The sequence below is a fragment of the Kitasatospora sp. NPDC086009 genome (assembly GCF_044540385.1).
In the GTDB taxonomy this organism is placed as follows: domain Bacteria; phylum Actinomycetota; class Actinomycetes; order Streptomycetales; family Streptomycetaceae; genus Kitasatospora.
This window is the reverse complement of the sequence record NZ_JBITSA010000014.1, coordinates 96,670-112,551: the sequence shown is the minus strand read 5'-3', so window position 1 is coordinate 112,551 and position 15,882 is coordinate 96,670. Positions and strand designations below refer to the sequence as shown.

Below are 15,882 nucleotides of genomic sequence, written 5' to 3'. Positions count from 1 at the left end.
GGTTACTCCGGGAGGTGCGGTTCGGACGGCCGGGCGGCCAGGGCCTGCGAGCTGCGCTCACTGCGCGGGGGACGCGACGCGTCCGCGTGGTCGCGGTCGCCGACCAGCACGGCGTCCACACCGTCGCTGTCCGCGAGGCGGACCTGCACGGCCTCGCGCAGCGAGGTGGGGAGGTTCTTGCCCACGTAGTCGGCGCGGATCGGCAGCTCGCGGTGGCCGCGGTCGACCAGGACGGCGAGCTGGACGGCGCGCGGGCGGCCGATGTCGCTGAGCGCGTCGAGCGCGGCGCGGATGGTGCGGCCCGAGAAGAGCACGTCGTCGACCAGGACGACGAGCCTGCCGTCGATGCCGCCGGCCGGGATCTCGGTGTGCTCCAGGGCGCGGGCGGGCTTCAGCCGCAGGTCGTCCCGGTACATGGTGATGTCCAGCGTCCCGAACGGGATCTCCCGGCCGGTGATCTGGGTCAGCCGGTCGCGCAGCCGGCGGGCGAGGTGCACGCCCCTGGTGTGGATGCCGAGCAGCACGACGTCCTCCGCGCCCTTGGCGCGCTCGACGATCTCGTGCGCTATCCGGGTGATCACCCGGGCGATGTCCGTGCCGTCCAGCACCTGGTGCGGCGGGCGCGGCGTCGGTTCGTGATGTGTGGTCATGCCGAAGCGGACCTCCTTCCCCGCCTCACTGGACGGGCCTTAAAGGATGTCTGGAACGCCCCCGCCGACGCGGCGCGGGCTCCCGCCATCGTACCAGCGCGCCCGACGGCAAACCGGCGTCCATCGTTCCGCTTCACCGGGTTAACGTCCGCGACGCACCGCGGACGCGGGCCATTCGCACGACTGCCCCATTCGGCTTGACGCAGCTACCTCACTCTACGTAACCTCACAGTGAGTTACGAGACTGGCGTCGAACCCACCGGTAACGACGTCGACAATCGCCCGTGACCCACCACTGAACGCGAAGCAATCTCGTCCGGGGAGATCAATGTCCAGCGACTACGCGAAGCAACTCGGAGGAAAACTCCGAGCGATCCGCACTCAGCAGGGGCTCTCCCTGCACGGTGTCGAGGAGAAGTCCCAGGGGCGCTGGAAGGCAGTCGTCGTCGGCTCGTACGAGCGCGGTGACCGTGCGGTCACCGTGCAGCGGCTGGCCGAGCTGGCGGAGTTCTACGGCGTTCCGGTCCAGGAGCTGCTGCCCGGCGGTACGCCCGGTGGTGCGGCCGAGCCGCCGCCGCGCCTCGTGCTGGACCTGGAGAGACTGACCCAGGTCCCGTCCGAGAAGGCCGGTCCGCTGCAGCGCTACGCGGCGACCATCCAGAGCCAGCGCGGTGACTACAACGGCAAGGTCCTCTCGATCCGCCAGGACGACCTGCGCACGCTGGCCGTGATCTACGACCAGTCGCCGTCGATCCTGACCGAGCAGCTGATCTCCTGGGGCGTGCTGAACCCCGACGCGCGCCGTGCGGTGCGCGAGGAGGAGGCGAGCTGAGGCTCGCCCCCACCGGCTCCCACCGCCTCCCACCAGCAGGAACGGGCAGGGCCAAGCAGAAACGTCACGGCGCGGTGCCCCGGAACGGGGGCCGCGCCGTCGCGCGTCCGGCCCCGGACCGAAGCCGGCCCGAGCCGCTCCGGCGGCCTCAGCGGACCGTGCCCAGGCTGTAGCCGGGCTCGGCTGCCACGCCCTCCAGCCGCACCGCGGCCGCGGTCGGCGCCCAGCCCTGCCCAGCGCTGGCCCAGGCCCAGGCCGCCCCGCGAAAGGCCCGGTCGGCGGTTCCGTCACCGGTGGGGCCGGGAGCCCCGTCACCGGCGCCGCAGGCCGCCGCCGAGCCCTGCGTGCCGTGCAGCACCGCCAGCCCCGGCAGCTCCCGGGCCAGCCCCGCGCAGAGCACCGCGCAGACCAGCTCCAGGTCCTCGTCGTTGATCCGCACCACGCCGTCCTCCCACTGGAGCACCCGGGCCGCGGCCGTCAGCCGGCCACCGGGGGCGTCCACCGCGAGGCGCAGCTCGTAGACCCCGCTGCCCGCGCCGACCAGCATCCGCCGGAACACCTCGGCGCCGCGCTGGTAGGCCTCCCGGACGGCCCGGCCGTGCTCCTCGTAGAGCCCGCCGTCCAGCAGCAGGTCCGCGTGGCGCAGCGTCAGCCCGTTCTCGCGGGCGCGGACCAGCCGGGGCAGGAAGTCCCCGGCGAGGTCCTCGCCCTGGTAGGCGAGGAGCTGGGTCTGCAGCGGCGGATTGACGAGGTAGCGGTCGCGGGCGCCCGGCTCGGCCGGGTCGAGGCCGTGCAGGAGGCAGAACTCCTCGAAGTCCTGCGGGTGGAACATCCGGGCCCGGACGGTGTCGAAGCCGCGCCGGGCCTCGGCGAGCAGGTCGGCGGTGTCCCGCAGGTAGGTCTCGTAGTCCGGGGCGTCGCAGAGGCGCCAGGCGGCGGCGCGCTCGAAGTCGGCGGCGCTGGTCAGCACCCCGATGACGAAGGCCTGCCCCGCGCCGTCCGCCCGGCGCCGCTCGTGCCGCAGCCGCGCGCGGGGGCGGGGGCCGGCGGCGGAGCAGTCGGGGGTGCGGCGGGCGCGGCCGTTGCGGCTCATCGGAGGCTCCTGGGGCGGTGGCGGTCGGCGGCGGCAGTGGTGCCGCCGACCGTTGTCCTCCCCAGCCCCGGGTGTCGCACACGTACGGCGTGTCACAGGAATGTAACCGACCGTGAGGCGAGGCACGTCACCCGGTCGGCGCAACCCGCCGGACCCGCCGCACCCGGCGGGCGGCCGGGCGCGGCGGGTCGCGGGACGGCGGCGGTCAGGCCTGCCGCGGCACCCGGGCGAGCTGACGCGACTGGGCGACCAGGCGGCCGGACTCGTCCCAGACCTCGGCGTCCTCCTCGAAGTAGCCGCCGGCCACGTTGCGGGTGGCGTGGGTGACGCGCAGCCAGCCGGGCGCCGGCTTCGCCCGCAGGTGGACGGTCAGCTCGATGGTGGGGGCCCAGCCGGGCATCCCGAGGTCGAAGGTGACCGGCGGCAGCGCGTCGGCGACCAGCAGGAGCAGCAGCGGGTCGGGCTCCCGGCCGTCGGCGAGCCGGAACCAGCCCTGGATCCGGCCGTTGCCGGAGGGCTGCCCGAGCGCCCAGCCGATGGTCGCCGGGTCGAGCCGCAGGTCGAACCGCTCCAGGAGGGCGGCCTGCTCGATCAGCTGCTTGGGGGCGTGCTCCACGCCGACGCACTGGTCCGGCGGCGGCAGCTGCGGCGGCCGGGCGGTGGTCCGCACGTCGCCGCCGGCGTCGGCGAGGTCGCCGTGGGTGGCCACCACGCGCAGCCGCTCCACGCCGTCCTGGCTGAGCGAGGCGGTGCCGGTGGAGAGCGAGCGGCCGGTGCGGAGCACCTCGGTACGGACGGTGGCCGGGCCGGGGTGGGAGGCGGAGAGGTAGTAACCGCTGATCGAGACCGGGTCGGCGTGGTCGCCGTGCTCCAGCGAGAGGGCGTGGCCCGCCATCGCGAGCAGCAGCCCGCCGTTGACGCCGCCGCCGATCTGCCAGCCGGCGCCCAGTTCGCCGTCGTAGCGGCCCGGCTCGGCCGGGTGCCTGGTGAGGGCGATGCCCTGGTCGAACTCGCTGCGGATCGCCGTGGTCATGGGGGGTGGCCTGCCCTTCGCTGCGGGGTCTCCGGTGCGCGTGGGTCACCGGAGCACCAGGTTACTGGCGAGTAGGGTCCCAACATACGCCACCCGGCCCGAACGCACGACGGCCGCCGGACCCTGTCGGGTCCGGCGGCCGTGCGTCGGAGTGCCGCCTACCGGCGGATGCTCGGCTTGAGCTCCAGGAAGCGGGCGAGCAGGCCGTTGACGAAGGCCGGGGAGTCGTCCGTGGAGAACTCCTTGGCGATCTCGACGGCCTCGTCCAGGACGACCGCGTCCGGGACGCCGTCCTCCCAGATCAGCTCGTACGCACCGAGCCGCAGGACGTTGCGGTCCACGATCGGCATCCGGTCGAGCGTCCAGCCCACCGCGTACTCGGAGATGAGGTCGTCGATCCGGCGGGCGTGCTGGACGTACCCCTCGATCAGCTCCATGGTGTACTCACCGACCTGCGGGGTGCCCTCGTCCGGCTTGGGCTCCCGGGCACGGGCCACCCAGTCGGCGAGGACCCGCTGCGGGTCGACCCCGCGGTGGTCGGCCTCGAAGAGGATCTGGAAGGCTCGCGTACGGGCCTTGCTGCGTGCGGCCGACACGGACTTACTTCACCCGGCCGAGGTAGCTGCCGTCGCGGGTGTCGACCTTGATCTTCTCACCGGTGACGATGAACAGCGGCACGGCGATCTCGGCGCCGGTCTCCAGGGTGGCCGGCTTGGAGCCACCGGTGGAGCGGTCGCCCTGGACGCCCGGCTCGGTGTGGGAGATGGTCAGCTCGACCGAGGCCGGGAGCTCGATGTACAGGGGAGCACCCTCGTACATGGCGACCAGGGCCTCGAAGCCCTCGAGCAGGTACTTCGCGGCGTCGCCGACGACGGCGGGCTCGATCGTGGTCTGGTCGTAGGTGTCCGTGTCCATGAACACGAAGTTCTCGCCGTCCTTGTACGAGAACTGCATGCCACGCTTGTCGACGTTGGCGGTCTCGACCTTGGTGCCGGCGTTGAAGGTCTTGTCGACGACCTTGCCCGTCAGGACCTCCTTGAGCTTGGTGCGCACGAAGGCCGGGCCCTTACCGGGCTTGACGTGCTGGAACTCGACGACGGACCAGAGCTTGCCGCCCTCCAGCTTGAGAACCATGCCGTTCTTGAGATCGTTCGTGGAAGCCACGGGCGCACTTACTCCTGGATATAGCTGTCAAGGAACCAAGGGGTGCGTCCTGCCGCCCCCGGCCGCCTCGGGCGGTCGCGGGTCACAGGGCGAGGAGCTCCTTGGTGGTGATGGTGAGCAGCTCGGGCCCGCCCTCTTCAAGGGGGCGCACCACGAGCGTGTCCTCGATCCGGACACCACCCCGGCCCGGGAGGTGAACCCCTGGACCGACGGTGACCGGCACGCGGCTGTCCAGTTTACCCATGTCCGACGGCCCGAGGCGCGGGGCCTCCCGGATCTCCAGCCCGATGCCGTGACCGACGGGGTGCGGCGAGCTCTCGGTGTGCCCGGCCGCGTGGAGGATCTCCCGGGCGGCCTGGTCGGGCACGTACTGTTCGACGCCCGGACCGAGCGCCTCCCGCCCGGCCCGCTGGGCCCGGAACACCAGGCGGTGCAGTTCGACCTGCCAGGGCGCGGGGGCGGCGCCGATCACGAAGGTCCGGGCGGTCGAGACGCCGTACCCGCGGTACTGGGCACCCAGGACGACGGTGAGGAAGTCACCCTCCTCCACCCGCCGGTCGGTGGGCTGGTGGGACTGCTGGCCGGAGTGGCTGCCGGTGCCGACCGAGACCGGGAAGGCCGCCCGGTCCGCACCGTGGTCGATCATCCGGCGTTCCAGCTCCATCGCCAGGTGCCGCTCGGTCCGGCCGACCAGGATCGACTCCAGCAGTTCGCCGAGCGCCTGGTCGGCGATCTCGGCGGCGATCCGCAGGTCCGCGATCTCGTGCTCGTCCTTGATCACCCGCAGCTGTTCGACCGCCCGGCCGAGGTCGGCCAGCCGGACGCCCTCCGCCAGACCCGCCACGGCGCGGTGCCGGGCGACGGTCAGGTCGTGCTCCTCCACTGCCAGGTCGGCCACCCCCAGCCGGGCCGCGGCCGCGGCGGCCGCCAGCGCGGTGTCGGCGCCCGCCGCCACCGGCACCCGGGTGACGTCCTCGACGATCAGGTGCTCACCGGTGTCGTCCGGCGGCAGGTCGTCCGGCAGCGCCAGCAGCGCCAGCTCCCGGGTGAGCAGCAGCGTCGCGCCGCACGGCGGGCAACCGGTCAGGTACCGCACGTTCGCCGCCCGGGTGATCAGCGCCGCATCGGCCCCGGCCGCACTGCCGTGCTCCCTCAGACGCTCCCGCCGGACCGCGTACGCATCAGACATGCGTCGAGCCTACGGAGCCCCACCCCGATCCGCCCGCCGAGCGGATCCGACCGGACCAGGACGGCCCTGGTCGGACACCCGGCCGGTCTGCCGGTGCGGCGTCGGGCCCCGGCGCCGCACCGGTGCCGGGGCCCCGAGGCCGGTCGACCGGCCGCGCACCCGAACGGACGGCGCGGGCGGCGGACCGGACGACCGGAGCCGCCGGCGGGAGCGCGCGCCGCCCGACGAGCCCCGGCGCGTGCGCGATCGCGCGGCCGACCAGCGCCTCCACCGCCCGCCGGGGAATGGGCGGGGCGGAGGCCGTGTTGGACCCCATGAAAACGACTTCCATTTCGGCGGAAGCCGTTTCCCGACCGCCCACCCCTCGGAGGAGGAGAACCATGGCCCGCAGCGAACTGCGCCCCGTCGTCAAGCTCAGGTCCACGGCCGAGACCGGCTTCACCTATGTGACCCGCAAGAACCGCCGCACCGACGCCGACCGGCTGGTGCTGCGCAAGTACGACCCGGTCGCGCGCCGACACGTCGACTTCCGCGAGGAGCGCTGACCTCCCCCGTGGGCCCGGCATGGCACGCGGACCACGGCGAGGCGGCGCCCACCCGAACGGACCGGGTGGGCGCCGCCTCGTGACACCGCGGTGCCGCGGGCCGTCGGGGCCGACTACTTGGTGACCCCGGCGGCCTCGTCGGCCGCTGCCCCCTGGGCGGGCACCCCGTCGGCCGGTACCACCGGCTTCGGGCTCCAGCGCTGTTCGACGCCGGCGAGGCGCCAGTAGGCGATCGCCGCCCCCCAGACCACCACGAACAGCCCGACGATCGCGTAGCCGACGTTGTCCAGCGAGATGTCCGCGATCCAGCCGCTGACCGGGTCGGTGAGGTCCAGCTTCTCGTGCAGCACGGCGACCAGCTCGATGGTGCCGATGATGAACGCCACCGCGATCGACAGCCCGGTGATGGTCAGGTTGTAGTACACCTTGCGCACCGGGTTGGAGAACGCCCACTGGTACGCGAAGTTCATGAACGTCCCGTCCAGCGTGTCGAACAGGCTCATCCCGGACGCGAACAGCAGCGGCAGGCAGACGATCGCGTACCAGGGCAGCCCGGCGGCCGCGCCGGAGCCGGCCATCACCATCAGGGTCACCTCGGTCGCCGTATCGAAGCCGAGGCCGAGCACCATGCCGACCGGGAACATCTGGCCGGGCCGCGTGATCGAGCGGGTCGCCCGGTTCAGCACCCGGGCCATCAGACCGCGCGAGTTGAGGTGCTCCTCCAGCTCCGCCTCGTCGAACCGACCGGCCTTCATCGACCGGAACACCTTGAGGATGCCGAACAGCGCCGCCAGGTTGAGCGCGCCGATCAGGTAGAGGAAGACACCGGACGCGGAAGTGCCGACCACACCGAGCCACTGGTGCGTGGTGGACTCGTCGTCCATCAGCGTGCTGGCCAGCTGGGCGCCGCCCGCCACCAGGGCGGCCATCAGGACCACCATCGAGGAGTGGCCGAGCGCGAACCAGAAGCCCACCGAGACGGGCCGCTTGCCGTCCGCCATGAGCTTGCGGGTGGTGTTGTCGATCACCGCGATGTGGTCGGCGTCGAAGGCGTGCCGCATGCCGAGGGTGTAGGCGGTGATGCCCAGGCCCACCCCGAAGACCTGGGTACCGACCTCGTACTTCTCCGGGGCGACCAGGAAGATCAGCGTCCCGAACGCCACCACGTGCATGGCCAGGATCACCCCCATCAACCCGGCCGTGCGGAGGGTGTCCTCGCGCCGCCAGCGGAAGCTCGGCAGGGCGGAGGACGCCGCGGGAACAGCGGCGGTTTCGGGCAGGGTCATCTTCGGATCACGCTCCAGCACCTCGTGGAAAGACGTTCGTGAGATGCCGTGGCCGGTCTCCTGGCTGACGGGGCTTCCGGATCCGCCTTCCCAGGCGCGCGAGGCGCCCAGTGGCGTCGTGGATACGGACGACTCCCCCGATCACAGTGGCGAGGGCCGCTCCGGACTCCGGACCCTGAGGGTCCGTCACCGGTCTTCCCGAACACCACGGCGGGCAACACCGTAGGGGGCCGCACCTCACCCTTGCAAGGCTGCGCACCTGCGCAGGTGTCCAGGATCACAGCCACGGGCTGCAACAATGTCCGCATGCATCTCGTACCGGCCGACCGCGCGGGCCACCGCACCATCGACGGGCACCGGGTCTGCGAGGCCATCGCCGCGATCGGCGACCCCGGGCACGTCCGGTCCTGGGCCGAGCGGTTCTCGCTGCTCGCCGACCCGGGGCGGCTCGCCCTGCTGCTCGCCCTGCACCGGGCCGGGCCGCTCGCCGTCACCGACCTGGCGGTCGCCACCGGCATGCGCGACCCGGCCGTCTCGCAGGCGCTGCGGCTGCTGCGCACCGCGGGTGTGGTCACCGGCGACAAGGACGGCCGCGTGGTGCGCTACCGGCTCGTGGACGAGGCCCTGCGCCCCCTCCTCGACGAATGCGCCGCCGCGGACCACCACGAGCACGGCGAGCCCGCCACCGGGAGCGACGCCACCGGCGGCGAGCCCTCCGCACCCCGGGCCGCCGCGACCGGCTGACCGGCTGACCGGCTCCCGGCTGACCGGCTGCGCCCGCGGAACACCGACCCGGCGCCCCGGGCCGTCGCGCCCGGGGCCCGCCTCACCCCTCCCGCACCAGCCGTTCGAAGCGCTCCAGCGAGCGCCGGGCCAGCGGGTCCGTCGCGGGCCGCAGGGCCCGGTCGAGCAGACCCGCGCCGGGGAGCCGGAACGCGCCGAGGAAGGCGAAGCGGGTGCCTCCGGCCTCGGCGCGGGCCGCCATCCCGCCCAGCAGGAAGCGGCTGCGCATCAGGCACCACCCGGGCGTCAGCTCGACGTCGAAACGGGCCCGCAGCCGGGTGTGGCCGGTCACCAGCGCCTCGGTGCGACCGTCCGCCGGGCTCCCGGCCACGCGGACCGACCGGATGTCCGGCAGCCAGCGCGGGAGCCCCTCCTCCAGGTCGGCCGCGGCCGCCCAGACCCGCTCGAACGGCGCGTCGATCAGCGCCTCCCGGACGGCGGCGCCGGGGGTGACGGCGGCGATCACATGCAGCCGGCGGACCGGGTCGAAGGCCGCCGTCGGCCAGGGGGTCGGTGCGCTCACTGCTGCCACGCCCTTCGAAAGCCGAGCCGGGCCCGGGAGAGCCGGGACTTCACGGTGCCGGGTGCCACGCCCAGCAGTTCTGCGGTGGACCGCTCGTCGAGCCCCTCCAGGTCGCGCAGCACCAGCACGGCGCGGTGCTCCGGCGTCAGCCGGGCGAGGACGTCCTGGATGTCGGTGGCCAGCTGCGGGTCGCCGGGGCGGGGCAGCTCGGAGAGGTCGGCCGGGACGCAGCGGGCGACCCGCCGGACGTGCCGGACGGCCTCCCGCACGGCGATCGAGCGGACCCAGCCGAACAGCGCGGCCGGGTCCTGGAGCTGGCCCAGCTTGCGGAAGACGGCGATCAGCGCCTCCTGCGTCGCGTCGGGGCCGTCGTCCAGCGCGATCGGACCGCAGAGCCGGCGGACGTAGGGCGCGACCAGCTCCAGCAGCTCGCTGACGGCCAGTTGGTCGCCTCGCTGGGCGGCACGGACCAGGCCGGCGAGCCGGTCGGCGGTTCGGGTGTCGGGACCATCCACACCCGCATCAGAGGCGCCGGACCGGCCGGACGTTCCCTCCCTCCCCCAACTTCCCACTGTGACGCTCGTCACGGGAACCTCCGGCCGGGTGGGCCGCTCCTGCGGGGTGACCCACCGTCGGAACCCCGGAGGACCACCGTGAACCGTCGCCGTACCGCCACCCTCGCCGTCGCCGGCCTGCTCGCCGCCGACGCCCTGCTGCACGTCTACTGGGCCACCGGCCGCACCTGGCCGGCCGCCGACCCGGCGTCACTCTCCCGGGCGGTGCTCAACGCCGAGGTGCCGTTCACCCCGCCGGTCGTCCTGCCGCTCGCGGCGCTGCTGTTCTCCGGCTCGGCCCTGGTGCTCGCCCGCGGCGGCCTGTTGGACGGCGCGGCCCGCCGGCTGCCGGCGGTGGCGCTGCGCTGGGGGCCGCGCGCGGTGGCCGCCGGACTGCTCGCCCGCGGGCTGGCCGGGCTGCTCTGGGCCACCGGGGTCGGCGTCGACACCGGCTCGGCCTTCTACCGGCTCAACCTGGCGTTCTACACCCCGCTCTGCCTGGCCGCCGCGGCCGCCGCCCTGGCGGTCGCCCGTACCGGGGCGGACGGCTGACCGCACCCCTCCCCCGGCAGCCCCGCGACCGCCCGCGGGGCACCGGGCAGCCGGCGCCGCCTCAGGCCCGCTGGCAGGTGGGGCACCAGAAGAGGTTGCGCGCGGCGTGCGCCTCGGTCCGGACCTCGGTGCCGCAGACCAGGCAGGGCATGCCGGCCCGGCGGTAGACGTAGACCTCGCCGCCGTGGTCGTCCACCCGCGGCGGACGGCCCATCGCCTCGGGGGTGTGCTCGGGTCGGACGGTGTCGATCCGCCCCGCGCCGACGCCCTCGCGCATCAGCGCGACCAGGTCGGCCCAGACGGCGTCCCACTCGGCCCGGCCGAGGTCGCGCCCGGCCCGGTGCGGGTCGATGCCGTGCCGGAACAGCACCTCGGCGCGGTAGACGTTGCCCACGCCGGCCAGCACCTTCTGGTCCATCAGCAGTGCCGCGATCGTCGTCCGGCTGCCGGATATCCGCCGCCAGGCCGGCTCCGGGTCGGCGTCGGCCCGCAGCGGGTCGGGGCCGAGGCGCGCCGCGACGGCGGCCTTCTCGGCGTCGGTGATCAGCGCACAGGTGTTGGGACCGCGCAGATCGGCGTAGGCGTCGTCGTTCGCCAGGCGCAGCCGGACCAGGCCGACCGGCTCCGGCGCGGGGCCCTCGCCGAAGGCGAACCCACCGTAGAGGCCGAGGTGGACGTGCACCCAGGCGTCGTCCTCGAAGCCGAGGAAGAGGTGCTTGCCGATGGCCTCCGCCCCGGTCAGCACCTGCCCGTCGACCAGCTTCGCGCCGTCCGCGAACCGGCCCTGCGGGCTGCTCGCACGGACCGGGCGGCCGCCGAAGGCCCTGGCGTTCTCGGCGGCGAGGCGGTGGATGATGTGGCCTTCCGGCACGGGCGTCAGCTCCCCCGGGTGTGCGACAGGATGCCCCCATCATCGCAGCCCGCACCGACAGGCCCGGCCGGGCCGCCGGCCGTCGCGGGCTCCCGGAAGGCGGTACCGAATCCGCGCCGGGGCAGCGCCGGAGCCGCCCGGAACAGCCCCGGGCGGCGCGGTCCTCAGCGGACCGGGATGCCCATCAGCCGGGCCAGGATCACCCGGTCCAGCTCGGCGGCGGTGGCCGCGACGTCCAGCTGGGAGTTGTCGATGATCGGCAGCCCGGAGTTGTACCAGCCGGCCATCCGCCCGTGGATCCGGGCCACCTCCTCGTCGCTCAGCCGCCGGTTGCCACTGCGCCGGGCGTTGCGGCTCAGCACGGAGTCCAGACTGGGCAGCAGCACGACCGGGATCATCCCCGGGCCGATGTGCCGCTTCCAGCCGCCGAGGCCGATCGCCGGGCGGTCCGGGAAGACCGCGTCGTCGATGATGCAGGAGATGCCGTTGGCCAGGTAGTTGCGGCAGGCGAAGCCGCAGGTGCGGCGGGCCAGCCGGTACTGCGCCTCGGAGGCGTTGTTCCAGCCGGACTGCGGGTTGGCGAAGCCGGACTGCACCCACTCGCGGACGTCGTCGAGGCTGATGTGGGCGGTGGGCGTGGGCCGCCGCTCGGCCCAGTGCCGGGCGACGGTGGTCTTGCCCGCGCCGGCCGGTCCGATCAGCAGCACGGCGAGTGGCCCGGACGGCAGGTGCGGCTGCGCGGGGTGGACCGGGAGCTGGACGGGCGCGCCGGACGGCAGCAGGAAGTGCCCGGTGGCGCCGGCCGGAACCGGCGCGGGCGCCGCGGCGGTGGGAGCCGACGGCGGCACGGGCCGCGCCGGCGCGGGCGGTGCGACGGGGGCCGCCGGGGTGCCGGCCGGCGGCACGACCGGGCGACCGGCGTACGGGGGCCGACCGGCGGGCTCGCGCGCGGACCGGTCCGCGCCGTGGCGGACGGATTCGGCGTGGGCCGCCGCCCGCGGCACTCCCCGGGACGCGCCCGGCGCGCCACCGGCGGGCGGTGCGACGGTGGCACTGCCGGAGTACGGCGGGGCCGGCGGAGCGACGGGACGTGGGGGGACTTGTCCACCCCCGGCGTACTGCGTCACGGTCACCTCCCGACTTCTTTCAGCGGGGACACTACACGGCGGTCCCGCAGCGGGCACAGTCCGCCGCCGGGCCGCTGACGAGGGCCGGGGTACCGGATCGGGCCGGCCGGGGCCGCGCCGATCCGGTACCCCGGCCCCGGGTGTCAGCGTGCGGTGAGCTGCCCGCCGAGCGCCCGCAGTGCCAGCTCGTACGAGCCCAGGCCGAATCCGGCGATGGTGCCGGAGGCGACCGCGGCGATCACCGAGGTGTGCCGGAAGGTCTCCCGGGCGTACGGGTTGGAGATGTGCACCTCGATCAGCGGCGCGGTCCGCTGGGCGGCGGCGTCGCGCATCGCGTACGAGTAGTGGGTGAAGGCCCCCGGGTTGATCACCACGGGCACCCCGCCGTCGGCCGCCTCGTGCAGCCACTCCACCATCTGCTGCTCGGAGTTGGTCTCGTGCACCTCGACCTCGAAGCCGAGCTCCTTGCCGAGCACGGTGCAGCGCTCGACCAGCCCGGCGTAGGAGGTGGCGCCGTAGACGTCCGGCTCGCGGCTGCCCAGCCGGCCGAGGTTGGGGCCGTTGAGCACCATCACCCGGGTCACGAGGAGACCTCCGCGTAGGCGGCGACCAGCAGGGACGGGTCGGGGCCCTCCAGCATGGAGGTCCGGCCGAGGCCGTCCAGGACGATGAAGCGCAGCAGGTCGCCGCGCGACTTCTTGTCGATCTTCATGGCGTCCAGCAGCTTCGGCCAGGCGTCCGCGCGGTAGCTCAGCGGCAGGCCGACCGAGGCCAGCACGGTGCGGTGCCGGTCGGCCGTCTCGTCGTCCAGCCGGCCGGCCAGGCGGCCGAGTTCGGCGGCGAAGACCATCCCGATCGAGATCGCCGCGCCGTGCCGCCACTTGTAGCGCTCGTTGCGCTCGATGGCGTGGCCGAGGGTGTGGCCGTAGTTGAGGATCTCGCGCTGGCCGGACTCCTTGAGGTCCCCGGAGACCACGTCGGCCTTGACCTGGACGGCCCGCCGGATCAGCTCGACGGTGTGCGGCCCGGCGGGGCTCCTGGCGCCCTCCGGGTCCGCCTCGATGAGGTCCAGGATGACCGGGTCGGCGATGAAACCGCACTTGATGACCTCGGCGAGACCGGAGACGTAGTCGTGCCGGGGCACCGTCTCCAGGGTGTCGAGGTCCGCCAGCACGCCCACCGGCGGGTGGAAGGCGCCGACCATGTTCTTGCCCTCGGCGATGTTGATGCCGGTCTTGCCGCCCACCGCCGCGTCCACCATGCCGAGCAGCGTGGTGGGCATGGAGACCCAGCGCACCCCACGCAGCCAGGTGGCCGCGACGAAGCCGGCCAGGTCGGTGGTGGTGCCGCCGCCGAGGCCGACGATCACGTCGCTGCGGGTGAAGCCGGTCTGGCCGAGCACCGACCAGCAGTACGCGGCGACCTCGGCGCTCTTGGCGTCCTCGGCGTTGGGCACCTGGAGGACGATCGCCTCGTAGCCCTCGCCCAGCAGGTCCTCGCGGATGGCGTCGGCCGTGGCGGCCAGTCCTTCGGGGTGGATCAGCGCGACCCGCTTGGCGCGGGTCCCGATCAGCTGCCCCAACTCGCCGAGCAGCTGGTGTCCGATCAGCACGTCGTACGGGTCGTGGCCCGCGCTGCCGCCGACGTGAATCCTGACGATGTCACTCATGGGGGGTCTTCAGCTCCAGTGCTTCCATTACGGCGTCCGCGACCTGCCCGGGGGTGCGGCCCGCGGTGTCGACGACGGCGGTGGCCACCTCCAGGTACAGGGGCCGACGCGCCTCCATCAACTCACGCCAACGCGCCCGCGGGTTGACCGCGAGCAGCGGCCGCGGCGCGTCCAGCCCCACCCTCCGGACGGCGTCCGCCGGCGGGACCTCCAGGAACACCACCGGCAGCTCGCGCAGCAGCGCCCTGGTGGCCTCGGCCATCACCGCACCGCCCCCCAGCGCCAGCACGCCGTCGTGGTCCCGGGCGGCGCTGCGCACCGCGGCCGCCTCCAGCTCGCGGAAGTGCGGCTCGCCCTCGTCGATGAAGATCTCCGGGATCGGCTTGCCGGCCGACCGTTCGACATCGGCGTCGGTGTCCCGGAAGGCGACGCCCAGGCGCTCGGCGAGGTCCCGTCCGACGGTGGACTTGCCACTGCCGGGCGGGCCGACCAGCACCACCAGGGGCGCGCTCATCGGACGATCAGGTTGTCCAGGTACCCCTGGACGTTGCGGCGGGTCTCGCTGACGTGGTCGCCACCGAACTTCTCGTTCACCGCGTCCGCCAGCACCAGCGCGACCATCGCCTCGGCGACGATCCCCGCCGCGGGCACCGCGCACACGTCGGAGCGCTGGTGGTGGGCCTTGGCCGGCTCGCCCGTCCGCACGTCCAGCGTCTGCAGCGCGCGCGGCACGGTCGCGATCGGCTTCATCGCCGCCCGCACCCGGAGCAGCTCACCCGTCGACAGGCCGCCCTCGGTACCGCCCGATCGGCCCGACGTCCGCTTGACGCCCTCCGGGGTCGGCACGATCTCGTCGTGCGCCTGCGAACCCGGCACCCGGGCCAGCTCGAAGCCGTCGCCGACCTCGACGCCCTTGATCGCCTGGATCCCCATCAGCGCGGCGGCCAGCCGCGCGTCCAGCCGGCGGTCCCAGTGCACGTGCGAGCCGAGGCCGACCGGCACGCCGTAGGCCAGCACCTCGACGACCCCGCCCAGGGTGTCGCCGTCCTTGTGGGCCTGGTCGATCTCCGCGACCATCGCCTTCGACGCGTCGGCGTCCAGGCAGCGCACCGGGTCCTCGTCGAGGCGCGCCTCGTCGGAGGGCAGCGGCAGCACCCCGGCGGGGGCCTTGGCGCCCGCCAGCTCCACCACATGGCTGACGATCTCGATCCCGCAGGTCTCCTTGAGGTAGGCGCGCGCGACCGCGCCCAGCGCGACCCGGGCCGCCGTCTCCCGGGCGCTCGCGCGCTCCAGGATCGGCCGGGCTTCCTCGATCGAGTACTTCTGCATGCCCGCCAGGTCCGCGTGGCCCGGCCGGGGGCGGGTCAGCGCCTCGTTGCGGGCCAGCCCCGCCAGCACCTCCGGGTCGACCGGATCGGCCGACATGACCTGCTCCCACTTCGGCCACTCGGTGTTGCCGACCATCACGGCCACCGGGCTGCCCATGGTCTCGCCGTGCCGCACGCCGCCGAGGAAGGTCACCTCGTCCTGCTCGAACTTCATCCGGGCGCCACGGCCGTAGCCCAGCCGTCGGCGCGCCAGCGCCTCGGCCACCACCGCGGTGGTCACCGGAACACCGGCGGGCAGGCCCTCCAGCGTCGCGACCAGTGCCGGACCGTGCGACTCCCCCGCCGTCAGCCAGCGCAACGTACCCAACGGAGCTCCTTCATCAGCGGACCGGTCACGGCACTTGTCATGACCCGCCCGGGCGTGCTTCCTCTGTCCCTGGATCCTTTCATGCCGTCGGCATGCCCGGGAGCAGAGTCCGGGTGACGGACAGCAACCGGTCGACCCTCGGACGCGGTGGCCGGCGGAGCACCCGGGCCCCGCCGGGAGCACGGCCGGACCCCTCACCGCGGCACGGCACGCCGGGGTGGCACGACACGCTGGACGGGCATGTCAGGTCGAGCCGGCACGACGCGCCAGAGTGGCACGACACGCCCTTCCGGCACGACACGCCGACGTGACACAG

Annotated in this window: 18 protein-coding genes, 1 pseudogene and 1 riboswitch; of the genes and pseudogenes, 4 read left to right on the top strand and 15 right to left on the bottom strand. The window is 74.1% G+C overall.

All coding sequences use genetic code 11. From position 1 onward, the window contains the following. Window positions 1–2: 2 nt before the first annotated feature. Complete coding sequence (gene pyrR / locus ACIF6L_RS28215; RefSeq protein ID WP_329486779.1) at window positions 3–650, bottom strand: bifunctional pyr operon transcriptional regulator/uracil phosphoribosyltransferase PyrR; 648 nt, start codon at window positions 648–650, stop codon at window positions 3–5. A 328-nt stretch (window positions 651–978) separates the two neighbouring features. Between pyrR and ACIF6L_RS28210 the strand changes: the two genes are divergently transcribed. Continuing rightward, on the top strand, window positions 979–1,482 hold the full coding sequence (locus ACIF6L_RS28210; RefSeq protein ID WP_031072501.1) for a transcriptional regulator: 504 nt from the start codon (window positions 979–981) through the stop codon (window positions 1,480–1,482). Between the two features lie 148 nt (window positions 1,483–1,630). Here the strand turns inward: ACIF6L_RS28210 and ACIF6L_RS28205 are convergent, their stop codons facing one another. The 5 genes from ACIF6L_RS28205 to ACIF6L_RS28185 all read right to left on the bottom strand — a co-directional run bounded on the left by ACIF6L_RS28205 (window position 1,631) and on the right by ACIF6L_RS28185 (window position 5,961). Further along, window positions 1,631–2,575 carry a hypothetical protein gene (locus tag ACIF6L_RS28205; protein ID WP_396489644.1) on the bottom strand — a complete coding sequence of 315 codons (945 nt, stop codon included), beginning with the start codon at window positions 2,573–2,575 and terminating at the stop codon, window positions 1,631–1,633. Between the two features lie 205 nt (window positions 2,576–2,780). Then, window positions 2,781–3,608, bottom strand: a complete 828-nt coding sequence (locus tag ACIF6L_RS28200) for a thioesterase family protein (protein ID WP_396489642.1) — start codon at window positions 3,606–3,608, stop codon at window positions 2,781–2,783. A 158-nt stretch (window positions 3,609–3,766) separates the two neighbouring features. Beyond that, the gene (gene nusB, locus ACIF6L_RS28195) at window positions 3,767–4,204 is read right to left on the bottom strand and encodes a transcription antitermination factor NusB (RefSeq protein WP_329486782.1); all 438 of its coding nucleotides are present in this window, start codon (window positions 4,202–4,204) and stop codon (window positions 3,767–3,769) included. 4 nt (window positions 4,205–4,208) lie between these two features. After that, window positions 4,209–4,772: an elongation factor P gene (efp, locus tag ACIF6L_RS28190; protein ID WP_329486783.1), complete on the bottom strand. Its 564-nt coding sequence runs from the start codon at window positions 4,770–4,772 to the stop codon at window positions 4,209–4,211. Window positions 4,773–4,854: 82 nt separating this feature from the next. Then, window positions 4,855–5,961, bottom strand: coding sequence for a M24 family metallopeptidase (locus ACIF6L_RS28185; RefSeq protein ID WP_396489640.1), 1,107 nt, complete (start codon window positions 5,959–5,961; stop codon window positions 4,855–4,857). Between the two features lie 380 nt (window positions 5,962–6,341). Here ACIF6L_RS28185 and rpmG point away from each other — a divergent pair, with 380 nt between their 5' ends. Continuing rightward, window positions 6,342–6,506 (top strand): 50S ribosomal protein L33, encoded by a 165-nt coding sequence (gene rpmG, locus ACIF6L_RS28180; protein WP_329486785.1) that lies wholly within the window; start codon window positions 6,342–6,344, stop codon window positions 6,504–6,506. 113 nt (window positions 6,507–6,619) lie between these two features. Here the strand turns inward: rpmG and ACIF6L_RS28175 are convergent, their stop codons facing one another. Next, complete coding sequence (locus ACIF6L_RS28175) at window positions 6,620–7,792, bottom strand: HoxN/HupN/NixA family nickel/cobalt transporter (protein WP_396489638.1); 1,173 nt, start codon at window positions 7,790–7,792, stop codon at window positions 6,620–6,622. 32 nt (window positions 7,793–7,824) lie between these two features. Continuing rightward, a riboswitch (cobalamin riboswitch) is annotated at window positions 7,825–8,017 on the bottom strand. An 81-nt stretch (window positions 8,018–8,098) separates the two neighbouring features. Between ACIF6L_RS28175 and ACIF6L_RS28170 the strand changes: the two are divergent. After that, window positions 8,099–8,437, top strand: a pseudogene (locus ACIF6L_RS28170) (ArsR/SmtB family transcription factor); the annotation flags it as partial. 181 nt (window positions 8,438–8,618) lie between these two features. Here the strand turns inward: ACIF6L_RS28170 and ACIF6L_RS28165 are convergent. Together ACIF6L_RS28165 and ACIF6L_RS28160 are read right to left on the bottom strand one after the other, a co-directional pair. Continuing rightward, window positions 8,619–9,098: an SRPBCC family protein gene (locus tag ACIF6L_RS28165; RefSeq protein WP_329486787.1), complete on the bottom strand. Its 480-nt coding sequence runs from the start codon at window positions 9,096–9,098 to the stop codon at window positions 8,619–8,621. Further along, the gene (locus ACIF6L_RS28160; protein ID WP_329486788.1) at window positions 9,095–9,613 is read right to left on the bottom strand and encodes an RNA polymerase sigma factor; all 519 of its coding nucleotides are present in this window, start codon (window positions 9,611–9,613) and stop codon (window positions 9,095–9,097) included. Before ACIF6L_RS28160 ends, ACIF6L_RS28165 begins: the two co-directional genes overlap by 4 nt. A gap of 138 nt (window positions 9,614–9,751) precedes the next feature. On the opposite strand from ACIF6L_RS28160, the gene ACIF6L_RS28155 reads away from it, so the two are divergent. Next, window positions 9,752–10,204, top strand: a complete 453-nt coding sequence (locus ACIF6L_RS28155) for a DUF3995 domain-containing protein (RefSeq protein WP_396489636.1) — start codon at window positions 9,752–9,754, stop codon at window positions 10,202–10,204. A gap of 61 nt (window positions 10,205–10,265) precedes the next feature. Here the strand turns inward: ACIF6L_RS28155 and ACIF6L_RS28150 are convergent, their stop codons facing one another. The 6 genes from ACIF6L_RS28150 to aroC all read right to left on the bottom strand — a co-directional run bounded on the left by ACIF6L_RS28150 (window position 10,266) and on the right by aroC (window position 15,566). Then, window positions 10,266–11,075, bottom strand: a complete 810-nt coding sequence (locus ACIF6L_RS28150; protein ID WP_396489634.1) for an Fpg/Nei family DNA glycosylase — start codon at window positions 11,073–11,075, stop codon at window positions 10,266–10,268. Window positions 11,076–11,239: 164 nt separating this feature from the next. Further along, complete coding sequence (locus tag ACIF6L_RS28145; RefSeq protein WP_396489633.1) at window positions 11,240–11,923, bottom strand: AAA family ATPase; 684 nt, start codon at window positions 11,921–11,923, stop codon at window positions 11,240–11,242. Window positions 11,924–12,345: 422 nt separating this feature from the next. Then, window positions 12,346–12,774 carry a type II 3-dehydroquinate dehydratase gene (aroQ, locus tag ACIF6L_RS28140; protein ID WP_329492047.1) on the bottom strand — a complete coding sequence of 143 codons (429 nt, stop codon included), beginning with the start codon at window positions 12,772–12,774 and terminating at the stop codon, window positions 12,346–12,348. Window positions 12,775–12,782: 8 nt separating this feature from the next. After that, window positions 12,783–13,871 carry a 3-dehydroquinate synthase gene (gene aroB, locus ACIF6L_RS28135; protein ID WP_329486792.1) on the bottom strand — a complete coding sequence of 363 codons (1,089 nt, stop codon included), beginning with the start codon at window positions 13,869–13,871 and terminating at the stop codon, window positions 12,783–12,785. After that, window positions 13,864–14,385: a shikimate kinase gene (locus tag ACIF6L_RS28130; RefSeq protein WP_352293308.1), complete on the bottom strand. Its 522-nt coding sequence runs from the start codon at window positions 14,383–14,385 to the stop codon at window positions 13,864–13,866. Before ACIF6L_RS28130 ends, aroB begins: the two co-directional genes overlap by 8 nt. Next, window positions 14,382–15,566, bottom strand: a complete 1,185-nt coding sequence (gene aroC / locus ACIF6L_RS28125) for a chorismate synthase (RefSeq protein ID WP_329486794.1) — start codon at window positions 15,564–15,566, stop codon at window positions 14,382–14,384. The genes ACIF6L_RS28130 and aroC overlap by 4 nt, the downstream gene beginning before the upstream one ends. Window positions 15,567–15,882: the final 316 nt, after the last annotated feature.